The sequence below is a fragment of the Streptomyces lomondensis genome (assembly GCF_014651035.1).
Taxonomy (GTDB): domain Bacteria; phylum Actinomycetota; class Actinomycetes; order Streptomycetales; family Streptomycetaceae; genus Streptomyces; species Streptomyces lomondensis.
Genome location: NZ_BMWC01000031.1, coordinates 1 through 19,927, shown reverse-complemented (window position 1 = coordinate 19,927; position 19,927 = coordinate 1). Strand labels below are relative to the sequence as shown.

Genomic DNA, 19,927 nt, shown 5'->3' with positions numbered 1-19,927 from the left:
GCGGCAGATGTGCGTGCCAGACCCCGCGTCTGCGGCGTGATCCAAACGACAGGCCCTAGACGTCCAGATCCACCACGACCGGCGCGTGGTCCGACGCGCCCTTGCCCTTGCGCTCCTCGCGGTCCACGTACGCGTCGCTGACCGCCTTCGCGAAGGGCGCGTTGGCGTACACCAGGTCGATGCGCATGCCGCGGTTCTTCGGGAAGCAGAGCTGCCGGTAGTCCCAGTACGTGAACGGGTGCTCGTACTTCAGGGGCCGCGGGACCACGTCCGACAGGCCGGCCTCGCGCAGGGAGGCCAGGGCGGCGCGCTCGGCGGGGGTGACGTGGGTGGAGCCCTCGAAGAAGGCGGGGTCGAAGACGTCGTCGTCCGTCGGCGCCACGTTGTAGTCGCCCATCACCGCGAAGGGCCGGCTGCCGGCCGCGTCACCGGCGACGGCCGCCTTGAGGGCCTCGAACCACTGGAGCTTGTAGGCGTAGTGCGGGTGGTCCACCTCACGGCCGTTCGGCACGTAGACCGACCAGACGCGGAGCGGGCCGCAGGTCGCCGAGATGGCGCGGGGCTCCACCGAGCCGTCGAAGCCGGGGTCGCCGGGCAGGCCCTTGACGACGTCCTCGATGCCGACGCGGGAGAGCACCGCCACGCCGTTCCACCGGCCCGTCGCGTGGACCGCCGCCTCGTAGCCCAGCTCGCGCAGTTGCTCCGTCGGGAACTGGTCCTCGGCGACCTTGGCCTCCTGGAGGCACAGCACGTCCGTGCCGCTGCTCTCCAGCCAGGCCAGGAGCCTCGGCAGGCGGGCGGTGATCGAGTTCACGTTCCAGGTCGCGATGCGCATGTCCCACAACCTACCCGGCGGGTCTGACAACGCGGCCGGTCCCCTGGAAGGCCTCGGAGGGAAGGCCTCAGACCTCGGCGGAGTCCCCCGGTGCCAGCCGCAGGTGCTCCGAGCCGCCGAGCTGCCCGATCTGGCGGTCGTAGATCGGGCGGGCGAGGTCGGTGAGCAGGGCGTCGTGGATGTCGTAGGCGCGCTGCGGCTTGACCTCGCGGACGTAGTCGATGACCTCGGAGATCTTGCTCCAGGGGGCCATGACCGGGAGCATCAGGGTCTCCACCGGCTGGTCGGGGACGGTGAGGGCGTCGCCGGGGTGGAAGACCTTGCCGCCGTCGACGAGGTAGCCGACGTTGGTGATGCGCGGGATGTCCGGGTGGATCACCGCGTGGAGTTCGCCGTGGACCTGGACGTCGAAGCCGGCGGCGGTGAAGGTGTCGCCGTGGCCGACGGTGTGCACGCGGCCGGGGAAGGCGGACGAGATCTTCTCCGCGACCGACTTCAGGGTCCAGATCTCGGCGGCCGGGTTGTTCTCCATCGCGGCGCGCAGCCGGAACTCGTCGAAGTGGTCGGGGTGCTCGTGGGTGACGAGGATCGCGTCGGCGCCGAGTGCGGCGTGCTCCTCGCTGAATCCTCCGGGGTCGAGGACGAGCGTCTGACCGTCCTTCTCGAGGCGGACGCAGGCGTGCGACTTCTTCGTGAGCTTCATGAGTCCATCCTGCCTCCGGGACCGTGGGGAGGCTCACTCCTGGGGCGTGGTCTCCTCGCGGATGACCTGCTGAGCCACCTTGAAGGCGCTGTTCGCGGCCGGCACGCCGCAGTAGACGGCCGCCTGGAGCAGCACTTCCTTGATCTCGTCCGGGGTGAGGCCGTTGCGCAGGGCGGCCCTGGTGTGGAAGGCCAGCTCGTCCAGGTGGCCGCCGGCGACCAGGGCGGTGAGGGTGATGCAGCTGCGGGTGCGCCGGTCCAGCCCGGGCCGGTCCCAGATCTCGCCCCAGGCGTAGCGGGTGATGAACTCCTGGAAGTCCCCGGAGAACTCGTCGGCCTGCGCCAGCGCCCGGTCCACGTGCGCGTCGCCCAGCACCTCGCGGCGGACCTTGATCCCGGCGTCGTACGGGTCGGGCCGCCCCTGGGCCTCCGGCGGAACGGCGACCGGGGCGATCTCGGCGACGGGTCCGGTCTGGACGGGCTGCGCGGGGGCGGCGGACAGGACCGGCTTGAGGGCTGCGGCGGGCAGGGCGTGCTGGCCGGTGGAGATCTCGAAGGGGGGCTGCCAGGCGGTGGAGAAGTGCCGTACGAGCAGGTCGGTGACGGCCGCGGGCTGCTCCACCGGCACCAGATGGGAGGCGCCGGGGACGACGGCGAGGCGGGCGTCCGGGATGCCGGCGACCAGGGTGCGCGCCTCGGCCGGGCCGGTGACCTGGTCGTCCGAGCCGACGAGGACCAGGGTCGGCACGCCGACGCGGCCGAGCTCGGGCCGGACGTCGAAGGAGGCGAGCGCCTCGCAGGCGGCGATGTAGCAGCCGGGGTCGGTGGTGCGGACCATCTGCACGGCCCACTCGGTGATCGCGGGCTGCGCGGCGGCGAACCCGCTGGTGAACCAGCGGTCCGGCGCGGTGCGCGCGATGGGGTCGAGGCCGTTCGTCCGGACGATCACGCCTCTCTGCCGGAACTCGTCGGCCGTGCCGAAGCGGGGCGAGGCGGCGATCAGCGCGAGGGAGGCGAGCCGCTCGGGGTGGCGCAGGGCCAGCTCGATGCCGACCGCACCGCCGAACGCGCAGCCCGCGTAGCCGAAGCGCTGCACGCCGAGCCCTTCGAGGGTGGCCAGCAGCCGTGTGGTGAGGTCGGTGACCGAGCCCGCCGGGTACGCGGGAGCGCCGCCGTGGCCCGGCAGGTCGAACCGGAAGACGCGCCACTGCTTCGCCAGCTCGGGGACCTGCCGGTCCCACATGTGCCATGTGGTACCCAGGGAGGGTCCCAAGATCAGGACGGGAGCCTCTTCTGGCCCGTCAAAGCGGTATTGCAGGGTGTTCGGTGGTGTCTCACTCACCCGCCTGAGCCTCTCATCTGTCACGACAGCCCCTATGAGCGGGGTGCTGGTTGTGGCTGTTTGACCAGGTGGAAGACCTCCCGGGCCGCGTAGCGTTTGAGGCACCGGACGATTTCGCGTCGGGTCTTGCCCTCCTTGATGCGGCGCTCGTAGTAGTCCTGGGTGCGCGGGTCGACCCGCAGGCGGGTGAAGACGATGCGGTGGAGCGCGGCATTTGCCTGACGATCGCCACCACGGTTGAGGCGACGGAACTGCCGGCGTCCCGAGGAACGCTCGACAGGACTGACCCCGCACAGGGCGGCGAAGGACGCCTCACTGTCCAGGCGTTCCGGGTTGTCCCCCACCGTGATCAGCAAGGCGACGGCCGTGTCCGGACCGACCCCCACCACGTCGAGCAGCTGCGGGGCGTGACATTTGACGAGGCGGGCCAGACGAACGTCCACATCCCGGATCTGCTCGGAGAGCTGGCCGATCCGGTGAGCCAGCAGACCCAGCGTGATCCGAGTGGCCTGCAGCACCGACTCCTCACCGTCCTCCTCGCGACTGCTCACGTCGGCGAACCGCGCACAGGCCCGGAAGAGTTCGGCATTGCCCAGTCCAGCCAGTTCTTCCCGCAATGCAGGATCGGCAGTAATCAGGACGGACTTGAGCTGATTCATGGCCTGCGTACGAGCTTTGACGGCCGACACCTTCGTGATTTTGTACATTCTCGCGATCTGCACCGGACCGTCGCCCACTCTCGCCCGGGCGCGGGCCCGCCCGCTCAATACGGCTCGCGCCGCGTTCTGAGCATCAAGCGGATCCGATTTGCCGCGCCGACGGCGATCTGCCCGATCCATCCGATTCACGTCAAACACGTCTATGCCCTGGGCCAGCAGATAGCGCGACAAGGACGCCCCGTAGGAACCGGTCCCCTCCACCCCGGCCCGCCTCACGACTCCCGACTTCCTGGCCCACTTCAGCAGATCGCAGTACCCGGCCGCGGTGGCCGGGAACTTGTCAGTGGCAAGCACTGTCCCCATCACGGAAAGCACCGCAGCCACATGGGCATCCCGGTGCGTGTCCACTCCCAACACCACCTCACCCGCAGGGCGACGGCGGCGGGTCTTGGGAGCAGGCGGCGTACTGGACATGGTCGATCTGGACATGTCCGTTCCCCTTTGCAGTCCGACGGCGCGTCGCGTTGCCGGTACCGGGCCGCGTCGAGCGGTCAGAATCGTGAGGACGCCACAACGATCGGCAGGCCCCTATCGGGACACACCCCGCCGGCCCGGCACCGACAACGCACCATCCCCGGCCAGCAGCCGACACCGTGAGACCAGGACACTTCGGTCAAACATGTCATGAGTCAGACCCCAGGCCCGGACAGCACCCACCCATCCTCCCGCCCCCATCTCACCTCCGCCCAGGGGCCACAGAACATGCTCAATCCCCCTCACGCAACACCCAGAACTGGATCCCAGCCGACCACAACAGCGCCCGAAGGCAAGCGGCGCGTTCAGGGAGCGTGGTTGCTCGTCGACAGAGGCACCGCCACCGACCAGCCCTGCCGCAGCAGCGGCCAACTCTGTTGTCAGAGGCAGGACTTACTCTCAAAGCATGACCCACAACGTGCTGCATCGCGGTTACGGGATCACCATCAACTTAAATGCATCAGACCTGGGTAACCCGGACCGACCGGAGCTCCTGCAGGAGATTCACCGCAATTACAAGCCCGACCTTCTCTACTGCCTCGGGGCCCACGAATACGGCACCGTCTGCCCCGGGTTCATGACCATCGTCGAGAAGAACGGGCGCTACCACGCCCGGCACGTGACCAGGGGCGAGGTGTCCGAGACAACGAGCGAGAGCGAGCTGCACAAGGCGCTCAAGAACCACACCGCCGAAACAGCCAGCCGGGAGGGCTTCAACGTCTCCGTCGAAGACCGAGCCGTACATGGTCGCCGTCGTACCGATGTAACGGTCGCCGGGGTCGGCGGTAAGAAGATCGGCTACGAGATCCAGATCTCGCCGATCGCGAGTGGTTCTGTGGACAACAGGACGCGCACTGCAGTGGGCGACGGCCTGACACCGCTGTGGCTCGTGACGAACGAGAACTCGCTCGCCATCGATCGGGCGCCTTGGGCCCGGCTGAACGTCCAGCGATGGCAGGACGTGGGCAGTGGGGACGCCTTGCGCGTACGAGGAGGGGTGAAGGCGTTGCGCATGGTCCGCTGCGACTGGAGCACTCAGCGCGAATGCCCCAGAACGGGTACGCGCTGTGGCGGTTGGCACGCCACGTGGGAATCGACGCAGGCGCACTACGACGACATGGTGCGCATGACGGCTGCGGGTGAGCTCGTGACGCTGTTCATGCGAGCGCGCGCAGGGCGGCGGCGCGGCTGGCACATGTGGGTGAAGCCGTCGGACAAGGCGGAGTTCCTCCAGGGCCGTCCGGAACCGGAGCCCTATCTGCCGGCGTCGGCTGCCGGCTCGACCGCCACGCTCCTCCCCGCCGAGCCGCTCCCGCCCGACCCGCACTGCCGCTATGGCGAGGACACCGGGATTCGCACGGAACTCGCGCGTCCCCGCGACAGTGGCGATCCCATCGATGCCTCCGACTGGCTGTCGAAGGAGCCGCCGCCCGAGTACAGGTCCACGTGGAACGTGGACGGCTGGGAGATTCCCGGCGACGTAGTGGCGGCGAGGCTGGCGCTGGACTCCGCCCTTCAGCACCTGAAAGCACTCGCCGACACCCTCCCAGCGGGAGCAGACATCGCAGCGGGACGAATCGACATCACGCACGCAGACCGACAGCGGTGGCTCGCAGCCCAGGAAGAGTGCAGGCGACTGGCCGCCGCACTGGCGACCCAACCATGGCTGCCCACGACCCACGACCCGTTCAGTGCCCGCAGGGCTCTCTTCGCCGCCGCACGCAAGGCTGAAGCCGTGGACTCCGCCAACGCGACGTATCAACCTTAGAAGAGCTCGCCTTGTCCAGGCTTTTCGGCGTAGGGGAACACGCGGGTCTTCTTGGTGACACGGCGTGGCTCTGTGGCGACAACCCTGCCGTCCAGCATCTTCAGGGGGTTGGTCGGTCGCGTTCGATGCTGGCGGCGAATGCCGCGGCCTGACGGACGCAGTCGGCGGCATCCTTGGTGATCTCCGAGCCGCTGAAGCGCACGATCCGCCAGCCGTCGAGTTCGAGTTCGCGCTGCCTGGCCCGGTCTCGGGTGAAGGCTTCGGGACTGGAGTGCCATGCGTACCCGTCGAGTTCGATGCCGATTTTCTGTTTGGGCAGAGCGAAGTCGATGCGGTACCGACCGCCGAAGACTGGGTGCTGAGCCTCCAGGCCGTTCAACTCACGTGGCATCTGTTGCACGTAGGCCCCCCAGAACGCCTGCTCAATAGGGGACTCAAGGTTGGGGGATAAGCGCACAACCTCCTTGAGGGCTTCAAGGGGAGTCGCGGCGGCGATGGTGCTGGAGGCGCAAGAGAAGGCGAACCACAAATCGTTGGTGGCGCTGTCCGCGATCCCGATACCAACCTCGCTGGCCTCCGACAACCATCCGAAGGTCTGGGGTGTCTCGGGCGCTGCGATGACAATGGTCTTGCCGCGTCCCTTGGCGTAGCCGATCTCGACGAGCGTGCCGTAGGCAGTGAGGTCGTCGAGCCAGGCGAACACGATGTCTGCTGTGTCGATGGCCGAGAGGCAGAGTTCCCGTACCTGATTCCTCTTGGGCAGGTTTTCGTAGGTGAAACAGGGAACAGCGCCGTCGTTGCCGCAACCGTGGGTATTGGGGCCGTGGCCACAGCCGTGGTCGTCGCTGACGAAGTACGGGCCAACGTAGTCGAAGAGGCCAAGAACGCTGCGCTTCAGGACGGGCCACGGCTCGGAGGGATGGTCGGTTTGATCACGTCCGTTACCGGATGGCGCGGCCGTCGCGTTGGTGCGGGACGACGTCGACGTATTGCCTGCACCAGATCCTTGAAGCTCTCACGGAGATGACGGAACCCGTCTGACGCACTTCGTCCGGCGGGGCCGACCTGGAGTGGGACGGCGAGCGTCGAGGACGCTGCCGAGGCGTTCGGCTTGTCGAGATCGAAGAGCTATCACCTCGTTCGCCGAGGAGCACGTCGTCACCGCCTCGCTCCTCCACGTACTCGAGAGCGGCGAGCCGGAGTGCAACGGAGCCGCCAGTCAAGCCGCAATCCGTCATGACCAACTGCACGACCACGCCCCGCCGCAGCAAGGGCCGGCGGGGCGTCGTCGTATCAGGTCCCGTCTACGCAGGGCCCCCGCCGGAGCAAGCCGACGGGGGGTCCTCACCTGTCACGAGCGTTCACAGAAGCCCCTATCGCGGGGGCTCGTAGGAAGGCGGACTGCATCATGCCACGGGAGCCGGAACCGCCCAGGTCACATCGCGTTTCAGGGCAGCCTTCGACGCCGGGCGGGCTGTAGTGCCAAGGTCCAATTTCAGGTCAGAGAAGCGGTGCGGGCTCCCCGACGAAGCGGGCGAGCTCCTCTGCGGCACCGCGTGGCAGGCCGGCGACCGCGGTCTCTGGCAATGTCGTGATGACGGTTCGCAGCCGCGCGCAGAGCTCTGGCAGGGCCCAGGCCGAGGCAGGGGCGGTGACGGCGGCGAGCAGCAGGTCGCCCTCGTAGAAGTAAGCGTCGAGCAGCGGCTCCTCGATCAGCAAGCGCACGGCGAGTGGAAGGACGTAGGGCAGTGCCACCTGCTGTGCAATGAGGGTGCGCAGATCCGCGGGACGGAGTTCGTCCAAGGGGACACACCGCAGCTCGTGCACGGTGCGCACCAGATGTGTCGCGTCAGCGGCAGGAGGCATCCAGCGGGGTGGGTCCAGTTCGTCGAGCATGCGGTCGAGGTACAGCAGATGGCCCGTGGGCTTCATTCTCACCAGGCCGCTGTGTGCTCTCAGGCCGGACCAGGTGGAAGACCTCGCGTGCCACGTAGCGTCTGAGGCAGCGGACGATTGCCCGTCGCGTCTTGCCTTGCGCCTGCGCCGTTGAAAGTAGTCCCGGGTGCGGGGGTCGAACCGGAGACGCGCGTACACGATTCGATGGAGTGCCGCGTTGGCCTGCCGGTCTCCCCCGCGGTTGAGCCGCCAGCATCGCTCCCGCCCTGATGAATGCTCGATGGGGCTGACCCCGCACAGCACCGCGAACGACGCCTCGCTGGATAGGCGTTCCGGGTTGTCACCCATCGTGATGACCAGGGTGGCGGCGCTGTCCGGTCCGATTCCCACGGGTGCCAGCAACTGTGGGAAGTGATGCTCCATGAGCCGGGCCAAGCGCCGGCTGAGGACACGGATCTGCACGGTTGGCTGTTCGATGCGCTGGGCCAGCAAGGACAGGGTGATGCGGGTGGCTTGGAGCACGTTGTGCCCGGCATCGTCATCCTCCTCGACGCCGCCGAAGCCCGCGCAGGTGCGGAACAGCGCGGTGTTGCCCAGTCCGGCCAACTCCTCCCGCAGTACGGGGTCGGCGGTGACCAGCACGGCCTTGAGTTGATTGTCGCCTGCGTGCGTGCCTTGGCCGCGGAATCCTTCGCCAGTTTGAACATCCGCTCGCTCTGCACCGGGCCGTCGCCGGCCTTCGCCCGTACACGGGCCCGGCCGCTCATACCGCCCGTGCCGCTTCCTGTGCATCGACCGGGTCCGACTTTCCGTTCCTGCGACGGGCCGCACGGTTGGGCCGGTTCACGTCGATCACCTCGATCTGCTGCGTCAGCAGGAAGCGGGACAGCCCTGCTCCGCAACTGCCGGTCCCTTCCACTCCGGCCCGCGTCACCGGCCGGAACTCACGCGCCCACTCAAGAAGCAGGCCCGGATGCGGTGGCAGGAAGGCCGCAGTGCCGAGCACCTCACCGGCCCCAGAGAGCACGGCGGCGACATGAACATTCCGCTGCGTGTCCACGCCCAGGATGGTCTCCCCTGCGGTCAACGGTAACGGGCGCGTCACTGGAGCAGTGAGCGTGCTGGTCATGGCATCCGCCTCCCGACTGAACGACATCGAGGGCCTGCACCAAGCCGGGCGAGCGGTCGGAACCGTGATTGCGCTGTATTGGCAGGGCCCCTATTGGGACACAACCCACAGGCTCGGTGCGGGCACGCACCGTCCTACGCCCGAAGATCGACACCTCCGTAACGAAGCACCCGGCCAGCTCTCACACGAGTCAGATCCCGGCACGGGACGGCACCCGTCGGATTCTCCCCGCACAGCCACCCAGCGACGGTGTGCTTCCGGAAGTCCCGCTTCGCAGGGGCAATTGTGGTAAGTGCGGTCCCGCACGGTTGGCCTGCTGTTCCATGAACTCAGCCGACGCCGACAAGCCCCGACGGCTCGCTTCAGGTAATCCGGTCATCCTTGCCCTGCGGAGACCGTCGGCAGAAGAGGCCGGACCTCGCAAGGGCGTCGCACGCCCCGAAAAGGAGTACCGCTTGTGAGGCAGTTCACTGGTACAGGACTGGACTGGCGGGCGCCGCAGACTTAGCTTCCATGGAGAGCATGTGTCCCTTATGGGCCTTTTCTGGGGCGCGGCGGACTGGTGCAAAGCAGGACGGGTCGACCGGTGACCTTGCGGGCAGCCGCCCGGACCAGACTGCAGGGCGCATGAGGAAGATGCGGCGTACTTCGCGCCGGCACTACCAGTGGGCGACCAGCCCCCGGAAGGTGGACAAGTGAGTGAAGACGCCGTCTGGGTCAGAGGCGTGACCGGCATCCAACTGCATCACGTGACCGATCTTCAGGACGCTCGTCGGTTCCTGGGCAATGCTGTCATGGCGCTGAGCGCCGCCCATGTGAGAACGGGCGACGCCAGGTTCTCCGGTCTCGCCGACCAGCTCAAAGGGGTGGTCGCCCAGACGAACGACCTGGAGGGCGAGGCACGGGAGAGCATGCACCGGCTGCACTCCACGGATCCCGAGCGGTTCGTGCGCTGCCGGGAGGGCGAAGAGCCCTGGCCGGACGAGCTCCAGGCGGGCTTCGTCCCGCGCCACACCTGCCGGGACGAGTGCCTCTACCACGACCATGAGGTGCTGGACGGCATCCTCCAGTGCACCTGCGGTCGGCCTCCGTGCCGCGCGTGCACGATCGCGGGCGCGCCCTGACGTGGAGAGCGGAGCGTGCTGTCCCGGTCCGCCTGTGCACGGGCGGTGACGCCCAGCCGGCTCCGACCGTGTATGTCAGACGGTGTACGAGCGGGCCCCGGTCCCGGCCAGCCTGCCACCCTCCACGATGAGGTACTCCTGACGAATCGGGCGGTCGTCGAACCAGCATTCCAGGATTTCCCGGACGCCTGCCGCGTACCTGGCTTGTGCGGAGAGTGTCGAACCGGATACGTGCGGTGTCATGCCCTCGTGCGGCATGCTGCGCCAGGGGTGGTCCTCTTCCGGTGGCTCGGGGTACCAGACGTCACCGGCGTAGCCTGCCAGATGGCCTCGTTCCAGAGCGCGTACCACGGCGTCCCGGTCGACGATCAACGCGCGGGCTGTGTTGACGATGTACGACCCGCGCTTCATGGTCGCCAGCATCTCGTCGCCGAAGAGGTTCACCGTCTTGGCGTGCAGCGGCGCATGGATGGAGAGCACGTCGACGGTGGCCGCCAGTGACCGGGCATCCGCGTGCCAGGTCAGACCCAACTCCCGCTCGAGGTCCGGTGGCAGTCGGTGCACGTCGTTGTAGTGCAGCTTCACCTCGAACGGCTTCAGCCGGCGGAGCACTGCCAGGCCGATCCGTCCGGCGCCGAAGACGCCGACGTCCATGCCCTCCAAGTCGTAGTTCCGCGAGACGCTGTCTGCCACATGCCAGCCTCGGCGGGCGGTGACCCACTCGTGGGCGGGCAGATAGTTGTGGACGAGGGCGAGGATCTGCATGACCGCGTGCTCTGACACGCTGATGCTGTTGCTGTAGGTGACCTCCGCAACAGTGATGTCATGCTCGATGGCGCTCGGGAGGTCCACGTGGTCCGAACCGATCCCGGCTGTGATCGACAGCTTCAGGCGCGGCGCGCGCCGAATCCGGTCAGGGGTGAGATAGGCGGGCCAGAACGGTTGCGAGATCACCACCTCGGCGTCGTGGAGTTCCCGTTCCAGCACGGAGTCGGGTCCCTCCTTGTCGGAGGTGACGACCAGTGTGTGGCCGCGTTCCTCCAGGAGCGGACGCAGACCAAGTTCGCCGGAGACGCAACCGACCAGCTCACCCGGCCGGAAGTCGAGGCCACGGGGGGTTGGCGCCGTCTGCCCTCCGGGGTAGTCGCTGATGACGGGGATCTCATCTCGGGCATACCTGGGCGGGTAGCCGTCAACGGGATCCGGATAAAGCACCGTGAGGATCTTTGCCATGGCCGTACTCCCACGAAGGCCGGCGCACAGGCGTGGTCCGGTAACCGCGCATTCGCTCCGGCCGGCCTTCCTGTCCAGTCCCGAGTGACCAGGCCCGCCGCACGACAAACGGGCCCGGACACACTGACCGCGCCCGCACAGCCCCGACCGAGGAATTCTGCGATGCGGAATACACGCGTTCGCCACCCGGTGGGGCCCGCCGCGGCATACCCCGCCCATTCCGCACGGCGGCGCAGGGCGGCCCAGGGCACCGCCCACTCGGCTTGACACCCCGCCATCAGAGGCGTTGCCTGAAATAAGAGGCGGCCCCTCCCGGTGTTCGTCGGCTCGACCAGAACCGCGCCCACGGCCCAGGGCCGGGAGCGTGGCGGGCGGAGACGGCTCATGGCGACATATGAGTATTCCTGCAACCGCTGCGGATCGTTCGACGTCAAGCTGCCGATCGGCACGGCGCCGACCGAGCAGGTCTGCCCGCGGTGCTCGAGTTCGGCTCGACGTGTGTACTCGCCTCCCGCGACTGCGTTCACCTCGCCTGCGGTCGCGAGCCTGCGCGAGCAGGAGGAAAAGTCTCGGGAAAGCCCCGCGGTGGTAACGCGGGTGCCTCCCGAGCAGGCCGCGCCGAGGCCGACCCATCCGGCCCTCGCCCGGCTCCCCCGGCCTTGAGCGGGAAGCGGCGCGGCCGGATCGGTCCAACGCCCCACTCAGGGAGGGGGCACAGGGCGGCCGCCATTACCGCCGCCTCGCCGCAGGCACGGTTTACGGACAACAGCATCTCGGTCGCATGACCGCCCGGCGGGCCCAGCGCTCGCTGAGCGAATATCGGGAGGTGTATCCCCTTGGCCAACGTCGGACTTCTCTTCGTGGGCGCGGTGCTGTTCCTGAACGGGTTGATGCTGCTGGGAAAGGTCGACACCCGGGCAGCCGCCATATTCAATCTCTTCGTGGGTGGCCTTCAGGTCCTCACACCTACATATCTCATCATCGCCGCAAATCGGGACCCCGACCAAATTGTACTTGCCTCAGGCATCTTCCTTTTCGGTTTCACATACCTGTATGTAGGAATCGGACTGCTCATGGGGCTCGACTCGACCGGCGTGGGCTATTACTCGCTGTTCGTGGCCGTCGTGGCTGTGGGTTATTCATTCGTCAGCTTCCGACTGTTCGATGATGAGCCGTTCGGAGTGATATGGCTCTACTGGGCGTTCCTCTGGTTCCTTTTCTTCCTGCTACTAGGACTGAAACTGGACACCTTGACGCCTTATGTCGGCTGGGTTACCGCGATCGAAGGCTGGGTGACCGGCGTCATACCGGCATTCCTGCTGCTGTCCGGTTACTGGGTCGCCGAGAACTTCTATGAAATGGCGATCGCCCTGGGCGCGTTCGGCGTCCTGACGTTCGCCGCGCTGTGGATCGTGCTCCGCCGGAGGCGGCCCGGCAGGCCCGCGGAGGAGTACGGCGCCCCGGGCCACCCGGCCGGCAGTCCCGGCTAGCGGTCCGCCTGATGACCACCGCCGACTCGTCGACAGGAAGGCCGGGAGGTGGTTGAAACGCAAGAAACAGAGACGCAAGCGGCATGAGGGGTGCTCGGAGCACACCCCCGGACCCCACACCGCGTCCGCTCACCCGTACAGAACAGATCATGGAGTTCACATGCCTGACGTAATCTTCAGCGTCGACCAATCCCGGTCGATGCGCGACCAGGATGTACCTGGCCACAACAGGTGGCATCCGGATGTTCCGGTCGCCGCGATGGTCCGCCCGGGGGACGAGTTCCGCGTCGAATGCCGGGAATGGACCGACGCGCAGATCGGCAACAACGACTCAGCCAACGATGTCCGCGACGTCGACCTGAAGGCATGTCACATGCTCAGCGGGCCGATAGGCGTCGAAGGCGCGGAACCGGGCGACCTGCTCGTCGTGGACATCCTTGATCTCGGGCCGGTACCGCAGCAGGTCGGGGACGCACCGGGTGAAGCCTGGGGATACACCGGCGTCTTCGCCAAGGCCAACGGCGGAGGCTTCCTGACGGACTACTTCCCCGATGCCTACAAGGCGATATGGGACTTCCATGGGCAGGTGGCGACCTCCAGGCACCTTCCCGGTGTCCGCTTCACCGGCATCACCCACCCGGGTCTCTTCGGCACCGCGCCGTCCAAGGAGCTGCTGCAGCGGTGGAACAGGCGTGAGCAGGCCCTGATCGACACCGACCCCGACCGGATACCGCCTCTGGGACTCACGCCCGAACCCGATCAGGCCCTCGCCGGCCAGGCGACCGGATCGGATGCCGAACGTGTTGCCCAGGAAGGGGCCCGCACCGTTCCCGCGCGGGAGAATGGCGGCAACCACGACATCAAGAACTTCACTCGTGGATCCCGCGTCTTCTACCCGGTCCATGTCGCGGACGCCAAGCTGTCAGGCGGCGATCTGCACTTCAGCCAGGGAGACGGTGAGATCACCTTCTGCGGCGCCATCGAGATGGGCGGTTACATCGACTTCCACGTCGATCTGATCAAGGGGGGCATGGAGAAGTATGGTGTCACCACCAACCCCGTCTTCATGCCGGGCAACGTCGAGCCGCGGTACTCGGACTTCATCTCCTTCATCGGGATCTCCGTGGACCACGACACCGACACCAACTACTACCTGGACGCGACGGTGGCCTATCGCCGCGCCTGCCTCAACGCCGTCGAGTACCTGAAGAGGTTCGGTTACACCGGTCAGCAGGCGTACTTGCTCCTCGGTGCAGCCCCCATCGAGGGTCGCATCAGCGGGATCGTCGACATCCCCAACGCCTGCTGCTCCCTCTACCTCCCGACCGGGATCTTCGACTTCGACGTCCGTCCCACTGCGGAGGGACCGAAGGCCACAGACCGCGGTCAGTGTGCCGTGACCACCTGAAGCCGATCCGCTCCCCCTGACCGGGGATCCGGCACCACCGGGCCTTGACTCCGATCGGCACAAGCCGCCCGGAGCCCGGGCCCGGCCTGGCTGCGGGTGCCGAGGTGGACCTCGACATGATGCGGCCGAAGGCGCGGGAGGCGTTCTTCGACCTCGCGGCCCTCATTGCCGAAGACTCCGCGCCGCCTGCGGAAACCAGGTTGTCGCGAGGGGCGGCCGGCACTGCTGCTCGGGCCACGCGAGATCGGACATGACCGGCTCTTGCTGGATCTACGTCGAATGGCACTACGGCCGGATATGCGCCCTTGCGATCGGCACCGCATGGAAGGCCCTCCAGGAAGAGGGGCGCATCCCCAGGGGAAAGTCCATGCCGGTGATCGATCCGGTCGCCGCCGAGCAAGACAAATTACCCAGGGCGGGGTCGATCACTCAGCACAGCGTGCGGACGCGGTCCCCGTCTACGCCGGACGCCCGCCGAAGCAATCCGACGGGGGTCCTGACGTGTCACGAGCGATCACAGGCGGGTCACAACCCCGCGGACGCACTCACGTCACAGGGCTCTGAACTGGACTTACGCGTTCACCCTGGATCAACTGGACGCCCCTGGACGGTTTCTACGACATGTGCCATGTGGTACCCAGGGAGGGTCCCAAGATCAGGACGGGAGCCTCTTCTGGCCCGTCAAAGCGGTATTGCAGGGTGTTCGGTGGTGTCTCACTCACCCGTCAGACCCTCTCATCTCTCACGGGATCTCACATGGCCGGTCCTCAACCTAACGGCTCGTGCTCCTCCCGCTGCGACAGGCCCGGCATTGCCGGAGTGGGTCCTCCGGGCGCGCGCCCGCACCCCGTCCCTGCGCCCAAGAGCTTCCTGTCTCGTCACCGCTTCCAAGTGGTCCGGGTTGCAGCACCGCGTGTGGTGAGGCCAGCGAGGCTCGGCATGACTCACCTGGAAACCTTCCGGAATCTCGCCCACCAGCAGTCTGAACACCACACGATGCACCAGGTCTGTCTTCCCCTGGTAAGAGACCGTGCCGCACCCCGACAGTCCCTCTCTGTTGCGGCTACCGGTCCACAGCCAGCAACCCGATTCCGGGTCCACCTCGATCTTGCTGGCCATACGGCTGGGCAAATCGCTCGGCTGATAGGCCGCCGCGCTCACGTTTGCCCTCTATCGCATTTATCGAAGATCCATGCAATTCATCCCACGTTGTGGCGGCTTCGCGAAGGTCCTCGACATCCGGCTTCACATACCACTTCTTCGTGGTCTTCACGTTCGTGTGTCCGGCCCACCGCGCAAGGATGTGATCTGGCACACCATTGTTTGCCAGGTACGTGAGGCACGACGAGCAAGCGTCGTAGACACGAACGCGGCGAAGACCGCGGATTTCCATGAGCCGGTACGCCCGTCGCCGGAGCTGCTTGATCGTGAAGGCTTCTCCGGTCTCGTGCACCAGGACGTAGCCGGCGTTGCGGAACTCCTCCAACTCGCCGCTGCGCCAGACGGCGAGTTGGGTGTAGGCAGGTGAGAGATCCACGCTGATCCCGACCCGCCCGAGGGCCTCAGCAGCCGCTGCGGTGGTGCCGATGCCGCCGAAGGGGTCCAGGGCGATCCCGAGCGGCGGGGCGTAGCCGAGCACGGGCCCGCACGGCTCGTCGCCGTCTTCAAGCGGTTGCACGGCATCACGGTCGCGCCGGCACCATGCACCGCATCCTGGTGAGGCGAGGCCTCAACCGGCTCCGTGATCTGGACCTGCCCACCGGCGCGGCCCTGCGAGAGGTCATCCGCTACGAACACGAGCGCGTCGGCGACCTGGTCCACGTCGACGTCAAGAGGCTCGGGCGCATCCCGACTGGCGGCGGCTGGCGCATGCACGGGGTCGGCACCGATGCCGCTCGGGGCTCGATGACCACTCCAGGCTCGCCTGCACCGAGGCCCTGGACGACGAGGAGGCCGTAACCGCGGTCGCCTTCTGGCACCGCGCCGTCGCGTTCTTCGCGGCCCAGGGCATCACGCCGATCCGCCGGGTCCTGACCGGCAACGGCTCCTCCTTCCGCTCCCGGACCTGGGCCGACGCTCTTGCGAAGACGGGCACGAAGCACAAGCGCACGCGGCCCTACACGCCGCGGACGAATGGGAAGGTCGAGCGTTAGAACGGCACGCTCGCCCGGGAGTGGGCCTACGTGCGTGACTACACCTCCGAGCACGAACGCCGTGTCGCGCTCGCGGACTTCCTGAACTACTACAACCATGAGCGGCCGAACGCCGCGCTCGGAGGTCGGCCGCCGATCAGCCGGACCTCCGGCAGCGATTTACAGCGTCACGTTCGACCAGCCGCCGGAACCGCTCGACACCTTCCCGCAGTAGCCGGCGTTCGAGGACTTCGTGGAACCAACGTCCTGAGACATCACAGTCAGATAGTCCGCTGGGAGCTAAACCCTCGGCTTCTGCTTGGCTTTTCGGATCAGCCGGCGAGGAGGTCGGCGACCTCCCGGCGGACGTACGGCAGGTCGGTGTGCAGCGTGCCGGGGCATGCGGTGCTCGCCCAGTCGCGATGTCCGCTGATAGCCGGCACGGTCCGGACGGCGGTGCTGGCGGGATTGCGGTAGAGCACCTCGGCCAATGGATCCACCCCGTGCCGCCTGGCGAGTTCGGCCAGGAGTCGGGCCAGCGAGATGCGCGCCGCCGGGGTTGCGGACCGTCCGGTCAGTGTCCCCAGCAGGGCGATTCCGACGTTTCCGGAGTTGTATCCCCCGATGTGGGCCGCGGTGACCAGACGTCCGGCTCCATCGTGCGCGGGTGATCCGTCGGTGCCCGACCAGCGCCCCTCGTAGACCTGACCGTTGTCGTCGATCAGGTAGTGGTAGCCGATGTCACCGTACTCCGCGGCGTCCGTACGGTAGATCGCGCGGACCCGCGCGGCCGGGGCCAGGCCGTCACCGCCGTCCGCGGTGTGGTGAACCGTCAAGGTTTGGACGGGGTAGTACGCGGGGGGCCAGATCTCGGTGCCGCTGGCGTCGTGGCGCAGAGCCTCGTTCGCTCCCCACTGCGCCCGGGACAGCAAGGGGTAGGTGGCTGCCGCGGCCGGGCGCGCCGCCGCCCCCAGCAAGGCCGCGGCGCCAAGGGTGCCGAGGAACAGCCGGCGCGGTACCGGGGGGCGGGGGCGTCTGGTGCCCGGGCGGTCATGGCGGTCCGAAAGTTCCATTCTGTACGTCTCCCTGTCCATTTTCGTCCTGTTCGTGCTGGAGGACTGCTGCGATGACAGCGGGACAACGGACCGGGCCGCAGTCCGCCGCGGGTCGGCCCGGGAGGCTCGAGGCCCATCACCCCGATCACGTTGGCGGACCGGTCGAACTCGGCCTTGGTTCCCGCTTCGGGGTGCCTCGGACGGCGAACCCATTGCCTTCACGGCAAGGGTCCCGCCCGGATTCGGATGCGCGATCGGCACGGAGTCCCGCCGTAACACGGCCCGCTGTCCGGCCGTCCCCGAGGGGAGTACGGGCAGTGGGCCGTGTGTGCGGCCGGCGGAGGGATCAGCAGCGGTGAGTGCCGGCGAAGTCCCAGAACTCGGACTTGGTCTCCGGCCCCGCGATCCCATCGACAGCGAGGTTGGCGCCGTGGAGGTTCAGGTACCTCTGCAGCGCCTTGATCGTGTTGGGGCCGACGATCCCGTCGATGGAATCGTTGTAGTAGCCCAGAGTTTCGAAGAACTTCTGTGCCGCCTTCCAGCTGTTGGTGCCCAGCTGCCCGTCGATGGTGCCCGGGGAGTGACCCCTGTCGCGCAGCAAGCACTGCCAGCTCTTCGCATGGGCGGTGTCCAGCCCCAGGTTGACCACGGCGAGCGGGGCGACGGCCTCCACGGTCGCCGTCCGCGCCGAGGACTGCGCGGGCGCCGCGAAGCTGGTGCCCGCCCCCGCCAGGCCGCCGACCGTGAGCGCGGCAACGGTCGCGGCGGTGACACACGCCCGCTTCATGATCTTCGATCGCATCCGGAAGAACCCCTTCGTCTCGTAGAGCACCCCAGTGCTGCACCGGGATTCGAGACCACCTTGTCAGCCCGGTCGGCTCGTCCGGATACCTTTGCGTGCTGGCGCAAAAGACCAGGTCAAGGAGGGGAATTTGATGCTCCGTATCCATTCGCAGGTCTCGGTGAGGTGGACCTTGCAGCCGTCCCAGAAGATGCCGCGCTTCACACTGCCCCGTGCGTCGGTGTCGTAGGGGGTGACCAGCCGCTCCGCGCCCGGCGGACGGTCCTTGAGGTCCTGGCGACGGACTTGTCCGTGGAGGAGTTTCACCGGGCCGCCGAGGATATCCGGATCACCCGCAAGACGCTGCTGGACCCGACCGAGCCGGTCCCGCCCGCGCCGCCGCCCCCGCAACTGCCGGACCATCCGGCCTACCACACCCAATACCGTCAACAATGCCCGTCTGAAGCTCAAGCGGTCGTCGAACGCGGAATCCTGGTCGAGACCGAGCAGGACTTGTTCACCCAGCCACGGCCGTAGCCCGCCCGGCGCCGCCGCTACCTGCCCGCTCACCCCGGACGAAGCGGCGAATCAGACACAGGTCTCATACCGCCCTCTGAAGCCACCCTGGAAGTGTTCTGCCTTCTCACCGCGCTAGTCCTGCGAGCGAGGTGACCGACATCCACTGTTAGCCTCGTGCGACTCTGACCGCTCCTCACCATAAAGCAGGGGGATTGAATTGCGCATCAAGCGAATAGTTCAGGGCGGAATGTCCGCACTGGCCATGGGCGCTGTCGCGGTGGCCATGGTGCCGGGCTCGGCGCAGGCGGTGGACTGGGACCACGGACCGCTGTACGACAGGGGTAAGCACGCGGCGGCCTACATCGAGGAGCGCGGCGACTACCTCAGGGTCTGTGACACCAAGACCGACGGCAAGAAGGCGTGGGTGAACGTCTTCGACTACGACAGCGGCGACCTCCTGTACAGCCTCACCGACACGAAGAACGACGGTAAGTGCAGCTACCGGGACGCCTCGGACGGCGGCAAGTACAACCTCGCGGAAGACCGCAAATTCGATGTCATAGTCTCGCATGAGCCCTCGGATAATTCGGGCTCCTACCACTTCCAATTCCTCAACGATCACTAATTCCTTTGTGACGGGCCATCAGCTTCGCTGATGGCCCGTCGGTGAGCTCTCCGCCTCGTCCAAGAGACTCATCCTCGATGGCGTACCGGACTTCCACGCCGAAGCGCGAGCCGTCGCCCACATGCTTGACGGCTTGTGGGATATCGCGAGGCCGCTGATCCCAGAGCAACGAGCACGGCCACAGGGCGGCGGAACATCGAACACCCCTGATGAGACGCTGTTCGCGGCCATCATCTACGTCCTGGTCAGCGGCTGCGCATGGCGCCGACTTCCACCGTGCTCCGGCATATCGAAGTCGACGGCTCACCGCCGATTTCTGATCTGGTCGAGAGCCGGCGTCCGGGGCCGCCTCCACGAGGCCGTGCTGCACCGTCTCGACGACGCCGGCCTCATCGACGTCACCCGCGTCGTCCTCGACACCGCGCACGTCAGGGCTAAAAAAGGGGGCGAACACACAGGCCCGAGCCCCGTGGACCGGGGCAAGCCGGGTTCCAAGATGCACGTCCTGTCCGACGCGAACGGACTGCCCCTTCTCGTCGGTATCTCGGCCGGCAACACCCACGACAGCGAAGGGCTGAAGCCCATGATCGAGGGGCACCGAACGAGACACGACACGACCCCTACCGCGGCCGGCACTTCAAGCCTCAGCGCCTGCACGCTGACAAAGCCTACGACCGGGCCGACCTGCGCAGATG

General features: G+C 67.3%; 19 protein-coding genes and 2 pseudogenes. 9 read left to right on the top strand and 12 right to left on the bottom strand.

The window, feature by feature from the left end:
* Positions 1–55 precede the first annotated feature (55 nt).
* The 4 genes from IE255_RS38720 to IE255_RS38705 all read right to left on the bottom strand — a co-directional run bounded on the left by IE255_RS38720 (position 56) and on the right by IE255_RS38705 (position 4,012).
* The gene (locus tag IE255_RS38720) at positions 56–835 is read right to left on the bottom strand and encodes an exodeoxyribonuclease III (RefSeq protein ID WP_190055127.1); all 780 of its coding nucleotides are present in this window, start codon (positions 833–835) and stop codon (positions 56–58) included.
* Positions 836–902: 67 nt separating this feature from the next.
* Positions 903–1,538, bottom strand: coding sequence for an MBL fold metallo-hydrolase (locus tag IE255_RS38715; RefSeq protein ID WP_190055126.1), 636 nt, complete (start codon positions 1,536–1,538; stop codon positions 903–905).
* Positions 1,539–1,571: 33 nt separating this feature from the next.
* Positions 1,572–2,879: a bifunctional 3-oxoadipate enol-lactonase/4-carboxymuconolactone decarboxylase PcaDC gene (gene pcaDC / locus IE255_RS38710; protein ID WP_190055125.1), complete on the bottom strand. Its 1,308-nt coding sequence runs from the start codon at positions 2,877–2,879 to the stop codon at positions 1,572–1,574.
* 32 nt (positions 2,880–2,911) lie between these two features.
* Positions 2,912–4,012 carry an IS110 family RNA-guided transposase gene (locus IE255_RS38705; protein WP_190055131.1) on the bottom strand — a complete coding sequence of 367 codons (1,101 nt, stop codon included), beginning with the start codon at positions 4,010–4,012 and terminating at the stop codon, positions 2,912–2,914.
* Between the two features lie 466 nt (positions 4,013–4,478).
* Between IE255_RS38705 and IE255_RS38700 the strand changes: the two genes are divergently transcribed.
* On the top strand, positions 4,479–5,840 hold the full coding sequence (locus tag IE255_RS38700) for a competence protein CoiA family protein (protein ID WP_190055124.1): 1,362 nt from the start codon (positions 4,479–4,481) through the stop codon (positions 5,838–5,840).
* 100 nt (positions 5,841–5,940) lie between these two features.
* Here the strand turns inward: IE255_RS38700 and IE255_RS38695 are convergent, their stop codons facing one another.
* The 3 genes from IE255_RS38695 to IE255_RS39830 form a co-directional block, all read right to left on the bottom strand.
* A complete protein-coding gene (locus IE255_RS38695) occupies positions 5,941–6,543 on the bottom strand; it encodes an endonuclease domain-containing protein (protein WP_190055123.1) in 603 nt (200 codons plus the stop codon).
* A gap of 797 nt (positions 6,544–7,340) precedes the next feature.
* Positions 7,341–8,378: a contact-dependent growth inhibition system immunity protein gene (locus IE255_RS39835; RefSeq protein WP_229906801.1), complete on the bottom strand. Its 1,038-nt coding sequence runs from the start codon at positions 8,376–8,378 to the stop codon at positions 7,341–7,343.
* 121 nt (positions 8,379–8,499) lie between these two features.
* On the bottom strand, positions 8,500–8,865 hold the full coding sequence (locus IE255_RS39830; protein WP_229906800.1) for an IS110 family transposase: 366 nt from the start codon (positions 8,863–8,865) through the stop codon (positions 8,500–8,502).
* Between the two features lie 695 nt (positions 8,866–9,560).
* Here IE255_RS39830 and IE255_RS38680 point away from each other — a divergent pair.
* Entirely contained in the window at positions 9,561–9,989 is a 429-nt protein-coding gene (locus IE255_RS38680; protein WP_190055121.1) for a hypothetical protein, read from the top strand.
* A 75-nt stretch (positions 9,990–10,064) separates the two neighbouring features.
* Here the strand turns inward: IE255_RS38680 and IE255_RS38675 are convergent, their stop codons facing one another.
* Positions 10,065–11,222 (bottom strand): NAD-dependent formate dehydrogenase, encoded by a 1,158-nt coding sequence (locus IE255_RS38675; RefSeq protein ID WP_190055120.1) that lies wholly within the window; start codon positions 11,220–11,222, stop codon positions 10,065–10,067.
* 384 nt (positions 11,223–11,606) lie between these two features.
* On the opposite strand from IE255_RS38675, the gene IE255_RS40545 reads away from it, so the two are divergent.
* The 3 genes from IE255_RS40545 to fmdA all read left to right on the top strand — a co-directional run bounded on the left by IE255_RS40545 (position 11,607) and on the right by fmdA (position 14,120).
* Entirely contained in the window at positions 11,607–11,885 is a 279-nt protein-coding gene (locus tag IE255_RS40545) for an FmdB family zinc ribbon protein (protein WP_190055119.1), read from the top strand.
* 173 nt (positions 11,886–12,058) lie between these two features.
* Positions 12,059–12,712, top strand: a complete 654-nt coding sequence (locus IE255_RS38665) for an AmiS/UreI family transporter (RefSeq protein ID WP_190055118.1) — start codon at positions 12,059–12,061, stop codon at positions 12,710–12,712.
* Positions 12,713–12,872: 160 nt separating this feature from the next.
* The gene (gene fmdA / locus IE255_RS38660; RefSeq protein WP_190055130.1) at positions 12,873–14,120 is read left to right on the top strand and encodes a formamidase; all 1,248 of its coding nucleotides are present in this window, start codon (positions 12,873–12,875) and stop codon (positions 14,118–14,120) included.
* Positions 14,121–14,855: 735 nt separating this feature from the next.
* Here the strand turns inward: fmdA and IE255_RS40535 are convergent.
* Positions 14,856–15,239 (bottom strand): HNH endonuclease signature motif containing protein, encoded by a 384-nt coding sequence (locus IE255_RS40535; protein ID WP_372487640.1) that lies wholly within the window; start codon positions 15,237–15,239, stop codon positions 14,856–14,858.
* The gene (locus IE255_RS38650) at positions 15,184–15,798 is read right to left on the bottom strand and encodes a DNA methyltransferase (protein WP_229906799.1); all 615 of its coding nucleotides are present in this window, start codon (positions 15,796–15,798) and stop codon (positions 15,184–15,186) included. Before IE255_RS38650 ends, IE255_RS40535 begins: the two co-directional genes overlap by 56 nt.
* A 14-nt stretch (positions 15,799–15,812) precedes the next feature.
* Between IE255_RS38650 and IE255_RS40650 the strand changes: the two are divergent.
* A pseudogene (locus IE255_RS40650) lies at positions 15,813–16,429 on the top strand (integrase core domain-containing protein); the annotation flags it as partial.
* A 155-nt stretch (positions 16,430–16,584) separates the two neighbouring features.
* On the opposite strand, the gene IE255_RS38640 reads toward IE255_RS40650, so the two are convergent.
* Both IE255_RS38640 and IE255_RS38635 read right to left on the bottom strand, forming a co-directional pair.
* The gene (locus IE255_RS38640; protein ID WP_190055116.1) at positions 16,585–17,325 is read right to left on the bottom strand and encodes a peptidoglycan recognition protein family protein; all 741 of its coding nucleotides are present in this window, start codon (positions 17,323–17,325) and stop codon (positions 16,585–16,587) included.
* 328 nt (positions 17,326–17,653) lie between these two features.
* On the bottom strand, positions 17,654–18,109 hold the full coding sequence (locus IE255_RS38635) for a peptidoglycan-binding domain-containing protein (RefSeq protein ID WP_190055115.1): 456 nt from the start codon (positions 18,107–18,109) through the stop codon (positions 17,654–17,656).
* 291 nt (positions 18,110–18,400) lie between these two features.
* Between IE255_RS38635 and IE255_RS38630 the strand changes: the two genes are divergently transcribed.
* The 3 genes and pseudogenes from IE255_RS38630 to IE255_RS38620 form a co-directional block, all read left to right on the top strand.
* On the top strand, positions 18,401–18,625 hold the full coding sequence (locus IE255_RS38630; protein ID WP_190055114.1) for a hypothetical protein: 225 nt from the start codon (positions 18,401–18,403) through the stop codon (positions 18,623–18,625).
* Between the two features lie 229 nt (positions 18,626–18,854).
* Entirely contained in the window at positions 18,855–19,232 is a 378-nt protein-coding gene (locus IE255_RS38625; protein WP_190055113.1) for a hypothetical protein, read from the top strand.
* Between the two features lie 121 nt (positions 19,233–19,353).
* Positions 19,354–19,927 (top strand): annotated as a pseudogene (locus IE255_RS38620) (IS5 family transposase); the annotation flags it as partial.

Excerpts from the sequence above, each read along its gene's own strand:
- IE255_RS39830 (WP_229906800.1), bottom strand. The coding sequence starts at position 8,865 with ATGACCAGCACGCTCACTGCTCCAGTGACGCGCCCGTTACCGTTGACC.
- IE255_RS40535 (WP_372487640.1), bottom strand. The coding sequence starts at position 15,239 with ATGGCCAGCAAGATCGAGGTGGACCCGGAATCGGGTTGCTGGCTGTGG.
- IE255_RS38705 (WP_190055131.1), bottom strand. The coding sequence starts at position 4,012 with ATGTCCAGTACGCCGCCTGCTCCCAAGACCCGCCGCCGTCGCCCTGCG.
- IE255_RS38700 (WP_190055124.1), top strand. The coding sequence starts at position 4,479 with ATGACCCACAACGTGCTGCATCGCGGTTACGGGATCACCATCAACTTA.
- IE255_RS38720 (WP_190055127.1), bottom strand. The coding sequence starts at position 835 with ATGCGCATCGCGACCTGGAACGTGAACTCGATCACCGCCCGCCTGCCG.
- IE255_RS38625 (WP_190055113.1), top strand. The coding sequence starts at position 18,855 with ATGTCCGCACTGGCCATGGGCGCTGTCGCGGTGGCCATGGTGCCGGGC.
- IE255_RS38640 (WP_190055116.1), bottom strand. The coding sequence starts at position 17,325 with ATGGAACTTTCGGACCGCCATGACCGCCCGGGCACCAGACGCCCCCGC.
- IE255_RS40545 (WP_190055119.1), top strand. The coding sequence starts at position 11,607 with ATGGCGACATATGAGTATTCCTGCAACCGCTGCGGATCGTTCGACGTC.
- IE255_RS38715 (WP_190055126.1), bottom strand. The coding sequence starts at position 1,538 with ATGAAGCTCACGAAGAAGTCGCACGCCTGCGTCCGCCTCGAGAAGGAC.
- IE255_RS38675 (WP_190055120.1), bottom strand. The coding sequence starts at position 11,222 with ATGGCAAAGATCCTCACGGTGCTTTATCCGGATCCCGTTGACGGCTAC.
- fmdA (WP_190055130.1), top strand. The coding sequence starts at position 12,873 with ATGCCTGACGTAATCTTCAGCGTCGACCAATCCCGGTCGATGCGCGAC.
- IE255_RS38635 (WP_190055115.1), bottom strand. The coding sequence starts at position 18,109 with ATGCGATCGAAGATCATGAAGCGGGCGTGTGTCACCGCCGCGACCGTT.